This is a genomic window from Priestia sp. P1_B12_1 (genome assembly GCF_056406695.1).
The window spans coordinates 25,198-42,861 of the sequence record NZ_JBFTZR010000010.1 but is presented as its reverse complement, the minus strand read 5'-3'; the positions used below and the strand labels follow the sequence as shown (position 1 = coordinate 42,861).

19 protein-coding genes and 1 pseudogene are annotated in these 17,664 nt (G+C 35.4%); 14 read left to right on the top strand and 6 right to left on the bottom strand.

Going from position 1 to position 17,664, the window contains the following annotated elements; genetic code table 11:
* Window positions 1-69: 69 nt before the first annotated feature.
* From AC1D0Y_RS23765 to AC1D0Y_RS23750, 4 genes are all read left to right on the top strand, one after another.
* Entirely contained in the window at window positions 70-1,458 is a 1,389-nt protein-coding gene (locus AC1D0Y_RS23765) for an aminotransferase-like domain-containing protein (RefSeq protein WP_060745043.1), read from the top strand.
* 115 nt (window positions 1,459-1,573) lie between these two features.
* Window positions 1,574-2,899: an MFS transporter gene (locus AC1D0Y_RS23760; protein WP_477707970.1), complete on the top strand. Its 1,326-nt coding sequence runs from the start codon at window positions 1,574-1,576 to the stop codon at window positions 2,897-2,899.
* A 521-nt stretch (window positions 2,900-3,420) separates the two neighbouring features.
* Window positions 3,421-4,683: a glycoside hydrolase family 18 protein gene (locus AC1D0Y_RS23755; RefSeq protein ID WP_477707961.1), complete on the top strand. Its 1,263-nt coding sequence runs from the start codon at window positions 3,421-3,423 to the stop codon at window positions 4,681-4,683.
* 73 nt (window positions 4,684-4,756) lie between these two features.
* The gene (locus AC1D0Y_RS23750; protein WP_013056432.1) at window positions 4,757-5,092 is read left to right on the top strand and encodes a L,D-transpeptidase; all 336 of its coding nucleotides are present in this window, start codon (window positions 4,757-4,759) and stop codon (window positions 5,090-5,092) included.
* 147 nt (window positions 5,093-5,239) lie between these two features.
* Here the strand turns inward: AC1D0Y_RS23750 and AC1D0Y_RS23745 are convergent, their stop codons facing one another.
* The 3 genes from AC1D0Y_RS23745 to lgt all read right to left on the bottom strand — a co-directional run bounded on the left by AC1D0Y_RS23745 (window position 5,240) and on the right by lgt (window position 8,818).
* Entirely contained in the window at window positions 5,240-6,199 is a 960-nt protein-coding gene (locus AC1D0Y_RS23745) for an aldolase catalytic domain-containing protein (protein WP_028410058.1), read from the bottom strand.
* A 476-nt stretch (window positions 6,200-6,675) separates the two neighbouring features.
* Window positions 6,676-7,722: a YeiH family protein gene (locus AC1D0Y_RS23740; RefSeq protein WP_477707960.1), complete on the bottom strand. Its 1,047-nt coding sequence runs from the start codon at window positions 7,720-7,722 to the stop codon at window positions 6,676-6,678.
* A gap of 280 nt (window positions 7,723-8,002) precedes the next feature.
* Window positions 8,003-8,818: a prolipoprotein diacylglyceryl transferase gene (gene lgt / locus AC1D0Y_RS23735; protein WP_060745047.1), complete on the bottom strand. Its 816-nt coding sequence runs from the start codon at window positions 8,816-8,818 to the stop codon at window positions 8,003-8,005.
* Between the two features lie 427 nt (window positions 8,819-9,245).
* Between lgt and AC1D0Y_RS23730 the strand changes: the two genes are divergently transcribed.
* The 3 genes from AC1D0Y_RS23730 to AC1D0Y_RS23720 all read left to right on the top strand — a co-directional run bounded on the left by AC1D0Y_RS23730 (window position 9,246) and on the right by AC1D0Y_RS23720 (window position 11,050).
* A complete protein-coding gene (locus AC1D0Y_RS23730; protein ID WP_060745050.1) occupies window positions 9,246-10,064 on the top strand; it encodes a mechanosensitive ion channel family protein in 819 nt (272 codons plus the stop codon).
* A gap of 225 nt (window positions 10,065-10,289) precedes the next feature.
* A complete protein-coding gene (locus AC1D0Y_RS23725) occupies window positions 10,290-10,871 on the top strand; it encodes a class I SAM-dependent methyltransferase (protein WP_477707959.1) in 582 nt (193 codons plus the stop codon).
* Complete coding sequence (locus AC1D0Y_RS23720) at window positions 10,829-11,050, top strand: hypothetical protein (RefSeq protein WP_477707958.1); 222 nt, start codon at window positions 10,829-10,831, stop codon at window positions 11,048-11,050. The genes AC1D0Y_RS23725 and AC1D0Y_RS23720 overlap by 43 nt, the downstream gene beginning before the upstream one ends.
* 173 nt (window positions 11,051-11,223) lie before the next feature.
* Here the strand turns inward: AC1D0Y_RS23720 and AC1D0Y_RS23715 are convergent, their stop codons facing one another.
* The gene (locus tag AC1D0Y_RS23715) at window positions 11,224-11,628 is read right to left on the bottom strand and encodes a MerR family transcriptional regulator (protein WP_060745052.1); all 405 of its coding nucleotides are present in this window, start codon (window positions 11,626-11,628) and stop codon (window positions 11,224-11,226) included.
* Between the two features lie 244 nt (window positions 11,629-11,872).
* On the opposite strand from AC1D0Y_RS23715, the gene AC1D0Y_RS23710 reads away from it, so the two are divergent.
* From AC1D0Y_RS23710 to AC1D0Y_RS23695, 4 genes and pseudogenes are all read left to right on the top strand, one after another.
* Window positions 11,873-12,193 (top strand): carboxymuconolactone decarboxylase family protein, encoded by a 321-nt coding sequence (locus tag AC1D0Y_RS23710; protein WP_477707957.1) that lies wholly within the window; start codon window positions 11,873-11,875, stop codon window positions 12,191-12,193.
* A gap of 17 nt (window positions 12,194-12,210) precedes the next feature.
* Window positions 12,211-12,606 carry a cupin domain-containing protein gene (locus tag AC1D0Y_RS23705; RefSeq protein ID WP_477707956.1) on the top strand — a complete coding sequence of 132 codons (396 nt, stop codon included), beginning with the start codon at window positions 12,211-12,213 and terminating at the stop codon, window positions 12,604-12,606.
* A gap of 201 nt (window positions 12,607-12,807) precedes the next feature.
* A pseudogene (locus AC1D0Y_RS23700) lies at window positions 12,808-12,885 on the top strand (TetR-like C-terminal domain-containing protein); the annotation flags it as partial.
* Window positions 12,886-13,068: 183 nt separating this feature from the next.
* Window positions 13,069-13,542, top strand: a complete 474-nt coding sequence (locus tag AC1D0Y_RS23695; protein ID WP_060745054.1) for a hypothetical protein — start codon at window positions 13,069-13,071, stop codon at window positions 13,540-13,542.
* A gap of 213 nt (window positions 13,543-13,755) precedes the next feature.
* Here the strand turns inward: AC1D0Y_RS23695 and AC1D0Y_RS23690 are convergent, their stop codons facing one another.
* The gene (locus AC1D0Y_RS23690; protein WP_060745055.1) at window positions 13,756-14,130 is read right to left on the bottom strand and encodes a winged helix-turn-helix transcriptional regulator; all 375 of its coding nucleotides are present in this window, start codon (window positions 14,128-14,130) and stop codon (window positions 13,756-13,758) included.
* 102 nt (window positions 14,131-14,232) lie between these two features.
* Between AC1D0Y_RS23690 and AC1D0Y_RS23685 the strand changes: the two genes are divergently transcribed.
* The 3 genes from AC1D0Y_RS23685 to AC1D0Y_RS23675 all read left to right on the top strand — a co-directional run bounded on the left by AC1D0Y_RS23685 (window position 14,233) and on the right by AC1D0Y_RS23675 (window position 16,676).
* A complete protein-coding gene (locus tag AC1D0Y_RS23685; RefSeq protein ID WP_060745056.1) occupies window positions 14,233-14,892 on the top strand; it encodes an MBL fold metallo-hydrolase in 660 nt (219 codons plus the stop codon).
* Between the two features lie 11 nt (window positions 14,893-14,903).
* Window positions 14,904-15,710 carry a carbon-nitrogen family hydrolase gene (locus tag AC1D0Y_RS23680; RefSeq protein WP_477707955.1) on the top strand — a complete coding sequence of 269 codons (807 nt, stop codon included), beginning with the start codon at window positions 14,904-14,906 and terminating at the stop codon, window positions 15,708-15,710.
* 372 nt (window positions 15,711-16,082) lie between these two features.
* Entirely contained in the window at window positions 16,083-16,676 is a 594-nt protein-coding gene (locus AC1D0Y_RS23675; RefSeq protein ID WP_060745058.1) for a hypothetical protein, read from the top strand.
* Between the two features lie 293 nt (window positions 16,677-16,969).
* Here AC1D0Y_RS23675 and speG read toward each other — a convergent pair whose 3' ends face one another.
* Window positions 16,970-17,494, bottom strand: coding sequence for a spermidine N1-acetyltransferase (gene speG / locus AC1D0Y_RS23670; RefSeq protein ID WP_060745059.1), 525 nt, complete (start codon window positions 17,492-17,494; stop codon window positions 16,970-16,972).
* Window positions 17,495-17,664: the final 170 nt, after the last annotated feature.

The window sequence follows — 17,664 nt, the reverse complement described above, 5'->3', positions numbered from 1 at the left end:
ATTATTAATAATGATAATTGTGATATAAACAGTACAAGTATATAATTGTGTGAAAAAAGGATGGGTACTATGCCAATTAATTCGTTTGAAAATTATCCGATGAGCTGGAAACCATCTGTTGATAAAACAAGAAAGCCTATTTACCAAGCCATTGCAGGCCAATTGGAACAGGATATTATCAAGGGAGTTTTATTACCAGGAACAAAACTTCCTCCACAGAGAGAGCTAGCCGATTATTTAGATTTAAATTTGAGTACGATTTCAAAAGCATTTAAAGTGTGTGAGCTAAAGGGTTTATTAAGTGCTACTGTTGGAAGCGGTACATTCGTATCGTATGATGCGTTATCGAATGCGTATTTACTGGAAGATATAAAGCCTAGCCACTTAATTGAAATGGGTGCGACACTGCCAGACAATGATTCGTACGAGCCGCTTCTCCTTCAGCTAAAAGATATGCTACAAGAGACTGATTACGAAAAGTGGTTTAGTTATGGGAGGCCAGGTGAAAGTCTTTGGCAAAAAGATGCAGCTGTAAAGCTGATGAGAAGAGGTGGGTTCGAAACAACAGTTGATCATATTTTATTTGCAAATGGAGGACAAAATGCAATTGCTGCAATACTAGCGAGTCTTTGTCAGCCTGGAGATCGCATTGGTGTTGATCATCACACTTATCCAGGTTTAAAAACGGTTGCAGCTATGCTTAGTGTACAATTAGTACCGATAAAATCAAAGAATTATGAAATGAGTCCGACTGCTTTTGAATATGCATGTAAAAATGACAATATTAAAGGCATTTACTTGATACCCGACTATCATAATCCAACTGCTTGCTGTATGTCCGTTGAAAACCGAGAAAGGCTTGCCGTGATTGCAAAAAAATATAACCAATTTATTATTGAAGATGCAACGTATCATCTCCATCATGAGCGACCAATGCCAGCAGTGGCGTCATATGCACCAGAACAAGTCATCTATATTGCGAGTTTATCAAAATCAATAGCACCAGGGTTACGACTAGCATATGTAGCAGCACCTAGTCGATTTAAAGAACCTATTTCAAAGGCTCTTTATAATTTAAATATATCAGTTTCACCATTATTAGCAGAGCTAACAGCACGTATTATTGTGTCAAATCAATTTGAATCCTTAGTAGAGAAGCATCGTGAACAAGCTATCCTCAGAAACCGAATTGCAAATCAATATTTAGAAAATTACACCTGTTTAGGTATGGAAACTGGTATATTTCGTTGGTTACTATTAACAGAAAAGATTACAGGTGCTGAATTTGAAACATTAGCTGCGCAGCAGGGCGTACAAGTGTATGCAGCAGAACGCTTTGTAGTGGGAAACAGTTGTCCAGATAGAGCTGTAAGGATCGCTGTTTGTGCACCGAAAACGATTGGAGAGCTTGAGCGAGGATTGATTATCCTTAAACGTTTACTTAACGACTATTTATAATATTGTTTGCCATACAATTATAATATTGTATGGTTTTTTTATGCGTGTTATGATAATCCAAATCTAGTGAGAATATTTTTAAAAATAGAATGAGTTTTCTGAAAGGAAGGTTATGATGGTACACGAGGATCATGTAGAAGCTCTAGATAACCAATCAACTTGTTTACAAGAATATGTTAATTCACCAGAGAAACAAAAAGCTTTATATAAACGCACCTTATTTGTAGTAAGTGTTTCTCAAATCTTTGGCGGTGCAGGATTGGCGGCAGGAGTCACTGTTGGTGCACTTATTGCACAACAAATGCTTGGTACAGATGCCTATGCAGGAGTACCGACGGCTCTATTTACTTTAGGATCTGCAGGAGCTGCTTCGTTAGTAGGAAAGCTTTCTCAAAAAAAAGGGCGTCGCGCAGGACTTACGACAGGTTTTATCCTAGGGGGAGTTGGAGCGATTGGTGTTATTTTTTCTGCCATTCTTAATAGTATTTTTCTTCTTTTTTTTTCGCTCCTCGTTTACGGATCAGGAACAGCTACTAATCTACAAGCGCGTTATGCAGGAACAGATTTAGCCAAAGCAAAACAACGGGGGACCGCTGTTAGTATGGCCATGGTTTTCACTACATTTGGAGCCGTTGCAGGCCCGAGTTTAGTTGATGTGATGGGGAATTTTGCTCTTTCTATTGGTGTCCCAGCACTTGCAGGCCCTTTCATTTTAGCAGCAGCTGCATATATAGTAGCTGGTCTTGTATTTTATATTATGCTGCGTCCGGATCCGTTACTGATTGCAAGAGCAATAGAAGAGAATAAACAAGAACGTAACGCTCAAAAAAATTTAACAAATACTCAGCAATCAACGAACAAAAAAGGAGTGGCTGTTGGGGCCACAGTTATGGTCCTTACTCAAATTGTAATGGTTGCTATCATGACCATGACGCCTGTGCACATGAGACATCATGGCCACGGGCTAACTGAAGTAGGGGTTGTAATTGGCTTTCATATTGGTTCCATGTATCTTCCTTCACTATTTACAGGGTTCTTAATTGATAAAATTGGACGAACGGCGATGACAATTGCTTCAGGAATTACCCTTCTTTTAGCTGGTCTGGTAGCAGCTATAGCACCGAGTGATTCAATGGTTCTTCTAGTGGTTGCTCTATCGTTACTTGGATTAGGATGGAACTTAGGGTTAATTAGCGGGACAGCTCAAATAGTGGATGCTACAGAACCATTAACACGTGCGAAAACACAAGGTACTATAGACGTTTTAATTGCTTTAGCAGGAGCTTCAGGAGGAGCTTTATCAGGAATGGTTGTAGCTCAATCAAGTTATAGCGTTTTATCATTAAGTGGAGGAATTCTATCTTTGATATTAATTCCGGTTATCATATGGGCTTATAGGAGTACAGGTGAAAATAAAGTTAAAGTAGGTCAAGGACTTTAATTTATCTGTGGTATGGAAACCTGGCTCTCAAATAAATGATGTTACTCAAATTCACTTGTATTCTCCCACTTTCATTTAAAGAATAAACTTATTGACAATTAATAAATTTGTTACCTTTCTTACAGACGATACACTAACATTTCAATCACACGAATGACCTTCTACTTAACAGAGTAGAAGGTTTTTCGGTTTCAATTATTCATAAAGATTAATATTAATCGCCGGGGTGTCTATATTGTTTAAAATAGTTTTATTTTTTAGTGTAATCCTACCTGACAAACAATCGTTCTTTTTTAAGTACACTAAAAACATATATTTATAATACATAGATTTTGATATAATCTCTAGAACATTTCTACCCGTACTAGAGGAGCAATAGAAGTGGAGTGTGTAAAGAGGTTCCCCCTCACTTAACTCAGTTATATAAACAAATAATACTCATATACATTTATTGAATGGCTTCTTTAAACTTGTCACGAAATAAAACATAATTCGATAAAGAGTACATAGGAGGAGAAAACATGTTTGTTCATATAGTTCAACCTCGTGATACCCTGTCTTCAATAAGCAGCAGATATGATTATCCCATTGCACAGCTTAGAAGTGTAAATGGGTTAGAAGAAACGAATATTGTTCCAGGTCAGGCCTTACTTATAGCTTCTTATGTATACACAGTTCAACCTGGTGATACAATGAGCAGCATTGCTAAAAAAGCTTATGTATCTCTAGAAGAATTAAAAAGGGTTAATTCTTCAGTTCATTATAATTATTTGCAAGTGGGAATGAAAATAAAAATCCCTAACATATCCAACTACATTGCAGGTACACTGCAATACTATGCTGTTCGAAATCCAGAATTAGATCGCAATTTAATTACTGATTTTGCAACTTATTCCTCGTCCATTTCTATTTTTGAATATCATTTTGGCAGCAATGGAGATATTATGAATGATTTAAACGATTTAGTAGCGATTGAAACGACTTGGAAAAACCGAGTTACACCGTTAGTTACGATTACTAATCTAACTTCTGAAGGATTTAGTTCTGATCTTGCCCATCAAGTTTTAAATAATCCTCAGGCAAGAAACAATCTTGTTAATAATATTTTTTATTTAGTATCCAGAAAAGGCTACGGCGGGGTGAATATTGATTTTGAACGTGTAAAGGCCGAGGATAGAGATCTTTTTACAGGATTTTTACGTCAGCTTGGTGAACGTTTAAAACCTGCAGGGTACGTGTTGACCATAGCGGTTCCAGCGAAGACAAGCGAAGATATTCCTTGGTTAAAAGGGTATGATTACGGGGGAATAGGTGCCGTTGTTAACTATATGTTCATTATGGCATATGATTGGCATCATGCAGGCAGCGAACCAGGGCCTGTTGCACCTATTACTGAAGTAAAAAGAACAATAGAATTTGCGATAAAAAGTGTTCCGCGAAGAAAACTTATCATTGGAGTCCCTTTGTATGGATATAACTGGTCAATTCCTTACAAGCCTGACACAGTAGCATCTGCTATATCCAATCAAAATGCGATTAAAACAGCGATGAGATATCAGTCACCCATCCAATATTCTAACGAGTATAAATCCCCATTTTTTCAGTATAGAGATCAAGCGGGGCAGATGCATGAAGTATGGTTTGAAGATGTAAGAAGCATGAGTGAAAAAATGGTGTTAGTTCGTAAATTTGGTTTGCAAGCAATAGGAGCTTGGCAATTAACACTTGGATTTACGCCAGGACCTTGGCTTTTAAAGAAATTTTTTACTATTAGAACGGTATAAATAGTATTAGTTATTATGGATTAATCTAGAAAATTTCATGTATAGTAACTTATAAGAAGTTGGAGGTACTGCCATGGCAAAAAGGATAGATGTCTCAATAAAGCAGCATCAATTAAAACTATATGATGGAGCTAAATTAGTAAAGACATATCCTATTGCTGTAGGGAAAATGATTACTCCAACTCCAACTGGAAAATTTAAAATTATTAATAAAGATACTACCCCTCCAGCTGTATTTGGCCCCCTATGGATGGGACTGTCAAAACCTACATATGGAATACACGGGACTAATGATCCAGCTTCTATTGGCAGAGATATGTCACATGGATGTGTCAGAATGGACAATGAAGATATTCTAGAACTTTCCTCTGCAGTTCCCATTGGAACGCCGGTGTATATACATAAATAATAGTTTAAGAAGAGTACGACTGCTTACATTTAGCTAATTGTCGGGATCGAGGGCATCAAAGTTTATGCATATACGATCCAATCATGGGGTTTTTGTATAATAATAAAAAAGTACCCCCATTAACAGAGGTACTTTTAGCATTTTAACTTATTTTGATGCTGGAGACGTAGTAACTTCTGGAGACGTTACTTTGTCATAAAAATCTACAAATTTGTCACGATCCTCGCTATCACGGTAAGCCATAGCAACACGTGGATGTTCATTCAGTACACCAGAAATCATGTAAGGAATGATATAGCCCCATTCCCACTTTTGACGCATTTCAAGCATATGCTTTTCAATTACGCCAAGAATTGGCTTCATCTCATAGCTTGGTTTTGGTATGTAGCTAACAAGCAGCTCTGTGTTGCAGTTACCAGCTGCACGGCCCATACCATAAACAGATGAATCAAGGAATGTAACGCCACTGCGCATCGCAGTTAATGTATTAGCAAAAGCTAGCTGCATGTTGTTATGGGTATGGATTCCAAGCTGTTTGCTAGGAATCATGGCTTGGAACTTTTTCACTTGATGCTCAATATCCGCAGGGTCTAGGCTTCCAAAGGAGTCAACGATATATACAACATCTACGGGGCTTTTCTTTACCATTTCAAATGCTTCAATAAGCTGATTTTCCGGTACGCTAGATAGTGCCATAATGTTAAGTGAAGTCTCATAGCCTAAATCGTGAAACATTTTTATAAGCTCTAAGCCTTTATCTACTTCGCGAATATAGCATGCCACTCGAATCATATCTAACATACTTTGTTCACGCGGCAGGATGTCATTTGGATCTACGCGCCCAATATCTACTAAGGCAGATAGCTTCGTAAACTTTTTCTCAGGGATAATTTCTTTGAGAAAGTTATCGTCAAGAAATCTCCATGGATTGGGCTCGGTTGCTTGAAGAAGCTTAGGTGAATTTTTATAACCGATCTCCATATATTCAACGCCGGCTGCGCTTAGGCCGTTATATAAGTCTTGCACAAATTCAACGCTAAAATCCCAATTATTAATTAAACCTCCGTCACGAATGGTACAGTCTATAATTTTGCTATTATGTCCCATGGTAGTTATTTCCTCCTATGTATTCTATTTATATGAGTATTATTTTAAACTTTATCGCTTTTATGCTTTTAAGTGCTAAACTCTCCTATTGTGTTTATACCATGACTGATTCAGAGGCGTCAATGTATTTTCTAAATGTTTCACTGCTTTACTACATTTCATGGTAGGAGATGCTTCGTCTTTTTATCCACTTGATGCTCTTAAAACAACACCAAGTTCAGCACTACAATCCCTAGTATATACAAACACAACCTTTATTACATCACTACTTACTGCAATAAAGATTGTTTTTTAAGTGAAAACGTTTATTAAGGAGGGAACTGCCATTAGTATCTAGGTTATAGGTTTAGATTGCTCTATAATCAATCCATAAATTTGGGAAGAGATTTAAAACCTGAGAAATAAGAAACTTTTTTCGCATTAACAGTTATATAGGAAGTAGTAGCTGTTACTTAATCATTTTAATTTACTTGTCTTTACATCGTCCAAAACGTAAGAAATGATAAGAGTATAGAGGTAATAAACATCGCAATCACCGGCTTTAATGCTTTTGTTCGAAGAGCCTTCAAACTTACATTTAACCCTAGCCCGACCATAGCCATTGTTAAAAGAAAGGTAGTTAGAGTTGAAATATCATTCATGATCGTTTTAGGTATTATAAGGTGCTTACCAACGACATAACTCCCAAAAATACTCATGATTATAAAACCTATTAAAAACCAAGGGAATTCAATCTTGGTATCCTTTTCTATTTTCCCTGTTCGCTTCATCCAGTACATTAAAATAAAGCTTAATGGCACAAGTAAGAGCACTCTGCCTAACTTAGCCAACAGTCCAATAGCTAGGGCGTCCCGTCCAGCCGGTGCTGCAGCTAGAGCTACATGGGCAATTTCATGGAGGCCTACGCCTGACCAAATTCCATATTGAATATTCGTTAAATGGATGTAAGGCCTTAAAATGGTATATCCAATCGCAAATAGGGTTCCCACTAAAGCAATAACACCAGCTCCGATAGCTGTGTCTTCTTCTTTTGCTTTTACAATCGGAGAAACAGCTGCAATAGCTGCAGCACCGCATATTCCTGTTCCTATCCCTAAAAGAAGGGATAAACCGCTATCAGCCTTCATCCATTTGGCTAGAAAAACCGTTAAAACAATCGCAAATACAGCCGTTCCCACATCCCGAAGCAACAATCCTAACCCTTGATGAATAACAACATCAATATTAAGCTTTAGGCCATATAAAATGATGGCATAGCGTAACAGCTTTTTAGAAGAAAATTCAATTCCAGATCTTATTTTTTCAGGGTACCCCCAAATTTGACGATACGTGACTGCTATTATAATTGAACAGGCTAGTGGACCAATATGATTAAACCCCGGGACTTTCGCTAAGCCATAAGCAAGTAAAGCAAAAAGAAAAGTAAAAGCGACTCCTCCAGCCGATACAGAAACAGTAGGTGACGTCCGGATATTTATTCGTGAGAATAGATTTTGCTTTTGAGCTTTATTTATATTTATCATGCATTTCATCTCCAATATAGATTCTTATCAAGTAAAGCTTCACATAAGAAATATGTACTTTAACTATAAAAGACAGTTTATTATTAGTAAAATATAGATAAATCATAATTATAATTAAAAATATTAATGAATGATACAAAAAAACAGCAAATTGATTTTCAGTGACTCTGAAGATCAACTTGCTGCTTTTATTGGTTTTTATCCCTAATTACACGTTTTGATATCTGAAATATAGTCCATAAACTACTAATTTTACAAAACTGCATAAAAATATAGGTTCTTATGAGAGAAAGACAGCCTTGCTAGTTGCTAAGCCTTTTTTACGTCTATACCATAGCAATATCAAACTGCCTAATACGCAAAGGAAAGACACTAATTGAGCTATTCTGATATGAGAAGTTAGCATTAAGCTATCTGTACGCAATCCTTCTATAAAAAATCTTCCTATCGAATACCATAGCAGGTAAGTAAGAAAGACTTCGCCTCTTTTTAACAAGGATTTTCTTAGTACGATTAGGACAAGAACACCTATGATGTTCCAAAGTGATTCATAGAGAAACGTAGGATGATAATAAGTTCCATTGATATACATTTGGTTAATAATAAAATCAGGTAAATGTAAAGTTTCTAAAAACTGACGTGTAACAGGTCCGCCATGTGCTTCTTGATTCATAAAGTTTCCCCACCGGCCAATAGCTTGTCCTAATAATAAGCTAGGAGCTAAAACATCAGCCATTTTCCAAAAAGAAAGATTCTTTTTTCTGCAAAACCATATAGCTGTTAATACAGATCCAATAATTCCACCGTGAATGGCTATGCCTCCATGCCAAATTGCGATAATTTCACTCGAATGTTCTTTATAATAACTCCATTCAAAAAGCACGTAATAAATTCGAGCTGTAATGATAGCAATCGGTAGTGCTAGCAGAAGTAAATCAGAGATGGTTTCTGAAGAGATCCCTCGTTTCTTTCCTTCTTTCGAGGCTAACAAGAAGCCTAAGAAAGCTCCTATCCCTATAATGATTCCATACCAATGGACTTCAAGTGGACCTAGGTGGAAAGCGATAGGGTTTAAAGGTTGTGTGTGCTGGTTCATGATTTTTCTCCTTTACTTCATATCGGTTGTCTTGCATTTTTTAAAAGTAGTATTAAATTAGAGTGCCTTTTTAGTATATCTAATTAGATAAAAAAAGGACAACTTTTGCTTACGAACGATCATGATTTCTTTGCCTACTTTAGTGTAACAGAATAGCCTCCTTAGAATTGTCAAAATTAAAATAGACAGTATATTGACTTAATTACCAAGATATAACGAAGAAAATTAGTCTATTACAGTTCACCTTAACCCTTTAATTTCAATTAATTGAGAGGTTATTACCAATATACCGACTCTCAAGAAGCATAGATACCGCTTCTTTTTTTGATAAAACCGTGCTATTATCATTAAGGTTTGTGAAGAACAGAAGATTTTTGTCTTTACGTACATTCTTTTGGTATAGTGTTAGAAATAAGGAGTGGGTAAGTTGGTTTTTACTGAATTTTTCCAGCAGTTTCCCGTAAAGGTTTTAACGGTAGGGCTGCTGATTGTACTTATCGTTTATTTTATTCGCAAATTCATTAAGCTTTTCTTTGATAAAACGAGCTTTTTAGATGAAAAACGAGAAGAGACGCTCATGCACTTTTCTAATCAGGTCACAAGAGTATTGGGGCTGGCTTTTTTCTTTATTTATGTGCTTAGCCATTTCTTTGACTTCGGAAAGATTCTCACTAGTTCGGTAGTGTTGGCCAGTGCCCTGGCAATAATCCTCCAGCATATCATTCGTGATTATATAATGGGACTGACTTACTTGTTTGAACGCCAGATCCACCACGGAGATTATGTTATCCTCAACGGAAACCGTCAAGGGAAAATAGAAGAAATTACGATGCGCTACTTAAAGATTCGTCAATATGACGGCTACCTCTATACCGTCTCATATAGCAACATTACGGAACTTCAGAACGGAACCCGAGGAAGACGCCGGGTAAATGAAAGTCTTATTCTCAACTATAGACAAAACCCGGACGATGCTTTCAAAGTAATGGAGCAGGTAGCACAAACATGTAACGAGAAATATGGCCACTATTTGTTGAAAGATGTGAATGGAATTCCTATAGAAAGTTTTCAATTCAATCAAATTACTGAACTGAACGTAGGTTTTAAAGGTCACCAATATTCATTATCAGGCCTTGTGAAGGAAGCTGATTTTGTAGAAGCGGGTCAAAAGGTGCGATATGAACTCGCAATGGCTGCCTACAAAAATGACCTAATGATGGCTGAAAGCTTCGAGACAAGCCATTAAAAATAAAAATCGTACCCTGTTTATATACAAACTTTTATATTTAAGATACAAACACCCTTGTGATTTTTCAAAAGGGTGTTTTTTATTTAAAAAATATCTATTAAGTACTTATCCAGTACAGATTAATTATCTGAAACAGAAAAATTTATTTAGTACATCTAAATTATTCTTCTAGCAACATGGTAAAATTAAACAAAACATTCAAAAGGTAAAGGGGGATTAACTATGGCGCAAAAATCTAATTATACAAAAATCAACTCAAAAATGTGGGATGAATGGGCTTCAGCTGGAGGAGAATGGTCATTAGCTATTAATCATCAAGATTTTGTAGATGCAACTCAAGGTAATTTTGATATCTACTTAACACCTTGTAAGCCTGTTCCGCATCACTGGTTTATTCCATTTAAGGAAGCAAAAATATTAGGACTTGCTAGCGGAGGAGGACAGCAGTGCCCGGTCTTTGCAGCGCAGCATGCAGAAGTTACAGTGTTTGACTACTCTGATAAACAATTAGAATTAGAAAAAATGGTGTCCGCTAGAGAAGGTTATTCTATTGATTTAGTTAAAGGCGATATGAGTAAGACATTTCCCTTTGAAGATGAGACGTTCAATATGATTTTTAATCCCGTATCAAACTGCTATATTCAAGATGTTGAACACGTTTGGCAAGAATGTTTTAGAGTTCTAAAAAAGGTGGCGTTCTGCTATCTGGCTTTGCAAACCCTGCTCTCTATTTATTTGGCGAAGATGAGAAAGAATTACAAGTGGTTCATAAATTACCTTATGACGGAACTAAAAGTACGATAGAAAATGATGAAGAACTTATAAAGAACGGCGGTGTACAGTTTAGTCATTCTTTAGAAACTCAAATTGGAGGACAGCTAAAAGCTGGATTCACTCTACAAGCTCTTTATGAAGATCATCACCAAAAAGGAAAAATCACTGAATATATGCCTTGTTATCTGGCAACTAAATCCATTAAATAATAGTTGGTTATCATGTTGAATGAGTTACCTCAACTTTTTCTAACAGACGATCAAAGGGGGACAAGCAATTTTGTTCATTCCTATACTAGCCGAATAGATTAAAAAAATACATTTTAGAAAAGAGATTTCCACCTAAACATAAGACAATAGAAAACTTTTTCTATTGTCTTATGTTATGAGTTTGATTCTTCATTTGGATAAAGAACAAAATCATATAATTCGCCTCTTAACCGATCGTTATAAAATTCAATTTTACGATTTAAAATGTCTAAACTCTGTTGTAAAGTTTGTATCTCCTGTTGTACAAGGTGTTTGCGGTTTTCAAGTAGATGTAATCTCTCTTGGATTGTTTTATCACCTATCGCACGCCATTTAGTGTATTGTTTTAACTCTGTTATTAACATACCTGAATTTTTTAAATGGAGGAGAAACTTCGCCCATTCAATATCATCATCCGTATATCTTCGTAAATTATTCTCATCCCTATTAGGTGTAAGCAAACCTTGTCTTTCATAATATCTGAGTGAACTTGCTGTTACGCCAAGGATTTTTGCAAATTCTCCAATTGAATAAGCCATCGTATTCACCTTTTCTATCATTTATTTGGACTAATACTGAATGCTTAAAATCAGTTATATATAATTGTTTTTTCTTTAGTATTGTCTCCTTATATCTATTGAACTTATCATTTAAAGTCGACTTTAAGTCAATAATGAATTTCTTCTTAAAACATCGACATTCTCTTGTTGACTTAAACCTAAGTTTAAGCATTATACTACATCTGTTGTAACGATCAAAATAGAAAGAAAGGATGAGAGAGAGATGCTGGAAAAACAAACCGCAGGACGAGAACTGTTAGGGGAATTTGCTCCAAAGTTTGCTGAGCTTAATGATGATGTTTTGTTTGGCGAAGTATGGGCGCGAGAGAAAGAGTTATCTCCGCGTGATCGAAGTATGATTACAGTTTCTTCCTTAATTGCGGGTGGAAACTTTGAGCAATTAACGCCGCATCTTCAAAAAGCAAAGAAAAACGGAGTAACCAAAGACGAAATTGTAGAAGTGATTACTCATCTTTCGTTTTATGCAGGGTGGCCCAAAGCATGGTCTGCTTTTAATATTGCTGAAAAAATTTATATCGGTTAAAAGGAGAGAGAATAAATATGAAGCATGAAAAATTAAGTAATAGCATAATCTTTCCATTAGGACAAAAAGTGGAAGCCAACTTTAGTGGAGATGCCTATTTAAAAATGGTATTTACAGACGAAAAGCCGCTTAACACATCTATTGGAAATGTAACTTTTGCTCCAGGATCTCGTAATAACTGGCACTCTCATAAAGTTGGACAAGTATTATTAGTAACAGCTGGAGAAGGCTGGTATCAAGAAGAAGGTAAAGCAGCACAGTTAATAAAAAAAGGTGATGTCGTGAACATCCCGCCAAATGTGAAACATTGGCATGGCGCCACAAAGGATAGCTGGTTTGTGCACTTAGCAATGACACCAGGAGAAACAGAATGGCTAGAACCTGTTGATGATGAATGGTTTAATAAGTTATAAGCATAACGTATATATGCCGTTTTAAGAAACTGATCACATGATTACTTGCTTTTCATTTTATGGCTAGCAGCAATTGGCTCTGAAGAACCCAATGAAAAGCTTTTCAGAGATAAGAAACAAATCGATTGGTAACACCCGTGAGTAAAGATCAAAAAAGATTTATAAAGAGAAAAGCTGTATGTAAAACTAAATGAATTATTACTTGCTGAATTTGTTGCTAATGCGTACGTCAGCGTAGTTGAGTGGTGGCTCAAAAATGAAATGCCATATTCACCGTGAGAAATGGCAGAAAAAGCAGGAGAGCTTTTAGAAAGAAACTTATAAACTTAGGTTTGGTTGGACAAAAGCTTTAAAAGAAGAAAATTATCCATCTCCTATTCTTAATTATAATACCTTTTTTATTTTAATTTGGTAACAAAGGGTAAATGTTCTAAGAATCACCTAAAAATAGGAGGAGATCAAATGAGAAAAGCGAAACAAGCTGTTGTAGCTTCTGCCGTAGGTTTAGCTGTGTTAGCGACGCCATTAGCTCTACCGAATTTAGGAGGTTCTGCAGGCTCTGCAGAGGCTGCAGAAGTTGGAGGAGACGTAACAGTTGATCCCGTAGCTATAGGACAAGCGATTGCAGATGCGGCTAAATCAGCCGACAATCGAAGTGGTTTCGTCAAGGGAGCAATGGAAAAAGCATTCTTTGAATCAGGTCAACAATACAATGTAGTGGTTATGAATTTGAGCCAAGGGTATAATTCAGATCAATTACAAGGTGTTCAATATTTTGACACCGTAGATTATGATGGTATTACCTATGGTGTCTGGGTATTTGAAGAAGGAACATTTATTAATGAAGGCGATGGAGGTTATGATAACTGGGCTTTCAGAGGGTGGTTTGAACGAACAGGAGATGACGAGAAAACAGTCAATTTTCATAGACCTTAATTAAAAATAGAGATAAAGATAACAAGAGATTCCCATTAGGGAAGAGCATAGGAAGAGCCTTTACCGCCATGGTAAAGGCTTTTCTCATTGAATGAGTTTGCATTTTCAAGTTAATATAGTTTCGCGGATACTACTTAATTAAGTACTTACATTATAAAAAACAAGGCGTCATTAAAAAGAAGTAAAATATATTTAAGGAGTTTATTTAAAACATTACAATTTTTTTAATTCCTCTTCCTGCTGACTTATATAAACATTGCCCCACTTCTCTAAAGATTTTAGTATTGGGACAAAACTTTCTCCAAGATCTGTTAAATAATATAAAACCCTTTTAGGGTTATCGTTTGTTTCTTCTCTTTCAATCAATCCTTTTTTTTCCATATCCCTAAGCTGCAGTGTAAGGATACGCTGGGTAATACCCGGTATTTCACGGCGCATTGCATTATAATACATGGGTGATTTTGATAACAAAGATAAAATAATCCCTTTCCATTTACCACCCATCATATGCATCGTTAACTCAATTGGACAAGCGCGCTTTACAGTTAACGTACAAGGACCGTATTGATCACTTTTAAAGTCTGACATTTTTTCACCTCAATGGCTAGTAACAAAATTGTGCCTTCTTGTTACGTCTATTTTTTCTTACTAAACTTATATTATCAAATAAAACAAAAGAAGGTGCATCAATTGGAATTTGTCCAAATTTCTAGACATATTTACAAACTTACTTACAAAACTGTTGTAGAAATTCCTGTCAAAATTAATACATGGTACGTGCTAGATGGTGAGAGTGTTCATATCATTGATACAGGAATGAAAGACTATGCACATACTCAGTTAAATATAGCAAAATCTTTAGGTATCCCCAAAAGTATTTTACTCACACATGGCCATTTAGATCACATTAATGGCGCCAAGTATTTAAGAGATAATTTAAATATTCCTATTTACGCCCACGAAGTTGAAGCGCCTTTTATCAATGGCGAAAAACCATATCCAAATAAGGCAGAAAAGGAAACAACAGGGGTGGAACATCAAGTTGAAAGTCTAAGTAACAACATCATTAAAAAGTTACCTTTAGATGTGTATTTAACACCTGGTCATACACCAGGACATGTGATATACCACCATAAAGATGACAATGTGCTGCTAACTGGAGACTTATTCTTTTCTAATGCTGAATCCTTACATCCGCCGATTCGAAAGTTTACAGTTGATATGGGTGAAAATATTAATAGCGGACGAATTATAGATGAAATTAAACCTTCTATTATTTCTTCATCACATGGCGAAGATGTCAAATACAACTGTGATTTATATCCTATTTATAAATTTATATATGAATAAGAGGGAGAAAAATGAAAATACAATTATTTCAAACAGAGATTATAGAAGGTGAAGTTAAGCAAAATGAAAAACGCATTGAGTCCTTATTTGAAGAAAAGCTGCATATAGATACTGAGATTGTTGTGATACCTGAAATGTGGAATACAGGTTATGATTTAAAAAATGTAGCAGAAAAAGCAGATATTGATTTAAAGAGAGCTTTTCCCTTTATTCAACGTTTAGCAATCAATCATCAAGTGAATATCATTGCAGGTTCAGTTTCAAATAAAAGAAATGAAAATATTTATAATACAGCCTTTGCTGTATCAAAAACGGGTAAGCTGCTCTATCAAAAAGATAAGATACATCTCGTGCCGATGTTGGATGAACATCATTATTTAACAGGGGGAGATGAAGTCCCAGATGTCTTTGAGATTAACAATATCAAAGCCAGTCAAATTATATGCTATGATTTACGTTTTCCAGAAATCACACGCTACCCAACGTCTCAAGGTGCAAAAGTCATATTCTACGTTGCACAATGGACTACCAGAAATATAGACCATTGGAGAACACTATTGAGGGCAAGAGCTATAGAAAATTGTGTTTATGTCATTGCATGTAACAGCGTGGGAAAAGTGAGTAATGAAAATCATGTCGGCAACACATACGCGGGGCATTCAATGGTCATTGATCCCAATGGAAACATCGTAGAAGAGGGGGAAGATCAAGAAGAGATTATAACAGCGGAAATTGATATACAGAAAGTTACAGAACAACAAACATACATTCCAATATTTGAAAGCCTGAGACCGGATGTTTATAAGCATGCAGAATAGAAATTTGTATATCATCTTAAATTTGGATGTTATCAGAATATCTTATGAAGGTTTACTAAAAAAAAGAGGCAGTTTCACCTGAAAATACTATATTTTTAAAAATTAACATATGTATAAAAGGTGCACTTCTTATACATTAGTTTCTCATCCACCTACTGAGAAAACGTTGATCAGTCAACAATGTATAAAAAGCTGCATACTCCGGAAAAAGGATCCTTGGAAGAACTATCCTTCGTCAAGGGTCCTTTTTTATAATGTTTTCTGGAAGAGTGATTGTGTTAACAAATTATGTATGAATTATACATACGCTTTTATAAGGGTTTTAATATATAATTAAGGTAAAAAAGAATTATTTTAGGAAGAGGAAAATGTGTGAAACGCAGTCGATTGTTGCTTTTATCGCTAATTAGTAGTTTGTTCGTTATTTTAGTGTCCTTGTTCCAGTGGGATCTGGCTGATATTATAACGGAATTTTTAATGTTACCTATTTGGTTATTTGTATATGCTTTCTTTATCATAATGACTATATGGACATTAATTCATCTTTTTAAAAAGAGAAAGTGGCAGCCGTTTCTTATTCAGCTCATTACTATCTCATTATGGTTTTCATTTCCATTCAATCAAGTCAACTTAGATCTCAACTTTAAAATCCATCAAGATAAGAGAGAAGAGGTTGCAACTAAAATAGAAAATGGTGTTATTAAACCTAATGTATCTGATAGTCCATCACTTATTCAATTACCTAAAAAGTATACTCAATTGTCTAAAGGTGGGGGCGACATCGCAGTAGAAACAAAAGGAAAGGCTAAATCAATTCTTTTCTTTACATACCGTGGGATGCTAGACAATTTTTCGGGATTTGTATATAACCCAAACGATAACAAACCTTCAAAAAGCGATTTTAACGGGGATTTTAAACAAATAAAAAAAGTACATAAAAACTGGTATTATGTATCTTCTTATTAAAAAGAACCTGCTGTTTTGATAGCAGGTCCTTCTTGTTACTTATTTCTTTTTTAACCTTTTAACAACTTTAAAAGCTAGGAATCCTATTAAACCAATAATTATTAAGAATAATAGCAATCCTGTTGGATTAAATGTACTCATAATACCATCCTTATGGTTTCTATAATTTACAATGTTATCATATTTAAATGGTTTGCACGTTTCTCCTTCAGGATTTTTTACTCCTATACTAGAAGCCCAATTTCATTCTTTCTTCTTTTTTAGGTGACCAGGACTCTTATACTAGTTCAACCTTAGTTTTTATTTTTGGTTTGTAAATATTCTTTTTGAAACATACACATTCTTATAGCATTATGATAGCTTCCATCAACAAAAAATTCATCTTTTAACTCACCTTCAATAGAGAAACCAACCTTCTTATAGATATGAATTGCTTTTTCATTTTCCTTGTCTACAATTAAGTAAAGTTTATGCATATTCAATACCGAAAAGGCATAATTCATTGCTAGGTTTGTGGCAACCATGGCGTAGCCATGACCTTGATACGCAGGGTCGATGATAATTTGAAACTCTGCTCTACGATGAATATAATCAATTTCGACTAATTCCACTAACCCAAGCATATCCCCCTCCTTTTCAAGGATGAAACGACGCTCACCTTGATCGTGAATATGTTTATCATATAAGTCCTGTAGCTCTACAAAAGCTTCATAAGGCTCTTCAAACCAATAAGACATAATGTTTGCATCATTATTGAGTTCATGGACAAATTTTAAATCTTCTCTTTCCAAAGGACGTAACTTAAGTTCCTTATTCATTTCTCAAACCTCCACATTCTAGCATTACTTTAGCACTTTCCTTTTTAAATGTAAAAATTGCTGTAGTTTTAAAAAATAATAAGATATAGTGCGATTATTTACATCCTTATGAAAAGAACCATAGTATAATTTAAAAATCTCGCAAGTGAAATTCATTAACTTTAAGGAGG

Excerpts from the sequence above, each read along its gene's own strand:
- AC1D0Y_RS23765 (WP_060745043.1), top strand. The coding sequence starts at position 70 with ATGCCAATTAATTCGTTTGAAAATTATCCGATGAGCTGGAAACCATCT.
- AC1D0Y_RS23760 (WP_477707970.1), top strand. The coding sequence starts at position 1,574 with ATGGTACACGAGGATCATGTAGAAGCTCTAGATAACCAATCAACTTGT.
- AC1D0Y_RS23755 (WP_477707961.1), top strand. The coding sequence starts at position 3,421 with ATGTTTGTTCATATAGTTCAACCTCGTGATACCCTGTCTTCAATAAGC.
- AC1D0Y_RS23750 (WP_013056432.1), top strand. The coding sequence starts at position 4,757 with ATGGCAAAAAGGATAGATGTCTCAATAAAGCAGCATCAATTAAAACTA.
- AC1D0Y_RS23745 (WP_028410058.1), bottom strand. The coding sequence starts at position 6,199 with ATGGGACATAATAGCAAAATTATAGACTGTACCATTCGTGACGGAGGT.
- AC1D0Y_RS23740 (WP_477707960.1), bottom strand. The coding sequence starts at position 7,722 with ATGATAAATATAAATAAAGCTCAAAAGCAAAATCTATTCTCACGAATA.
- lgt (WP_060745047.1), bottom strand. The coding sequence starts at position 8,818 with ATGAACCAGCACACACAACCTTTAAACCCTATCGCTTTCCACCTAGGT.
- AC1D0Y_RS23725 (WP_477707959.1), top strand. The coding sequence starts at position 10,290 with ATGGCGCAAAAATCTAATTATACAAAAATCAACTCAAAAATGTGGGAT.
- AC1D0Y_RS23715 (WP_060745052.1), bottom strand. The coding sequence starts at position 11,628 with ATGGCTTATTCAATTGGAGAATTTGCAAAAATCCTTGGCGTAACAGCA.
- AC1D0Y_RS23710 (WP_477707957.1), top strand. The coding sequence starts at position 11,873 with ATGCTGGAAAAACAAACCGCAGGACGAGAACTGTTAGGGGAATTTGCT.
- AC1D0Y_RS23705 (WP_477707956.1), top strand. The coding sequence starts at position 12,211 with ATGAAGCATGAAAAATTAAGTAATAGCATAATCTTTCCATTAGGACAA.
- AC1D0Y_RS23695 (WP_060745054.1), top strand. The coding sequence starts at position 13,069 with ATGAGAAAAGCGAAACAAGCTGTTGTAGCTTCTGCCGTAGGTTTAGCT.
- AC1D0Y_RS23690 (WP_060745055.1), bottom strand. The coding sequence starts at position 14,130 with ATGTCAGACTTTAAAAGTGATCAATACGGTCCTTGTACGTTAACTGTA.
- AC1D0Y_RS23680 (WP_477707955.1), top strand. The coding sequence starts at position 14,904 with ATGAAAATACAATTATTTCAAACAGAGATTATAGAAGGTGAAGTTAAG.
- speG (WP_060745059.1), bottom strand. The coding sequence starts at position 17,494 with ATGAATAAGGAACTTAAGTTACGTCCTTTGGAAAGAGAAGATTTAAAA.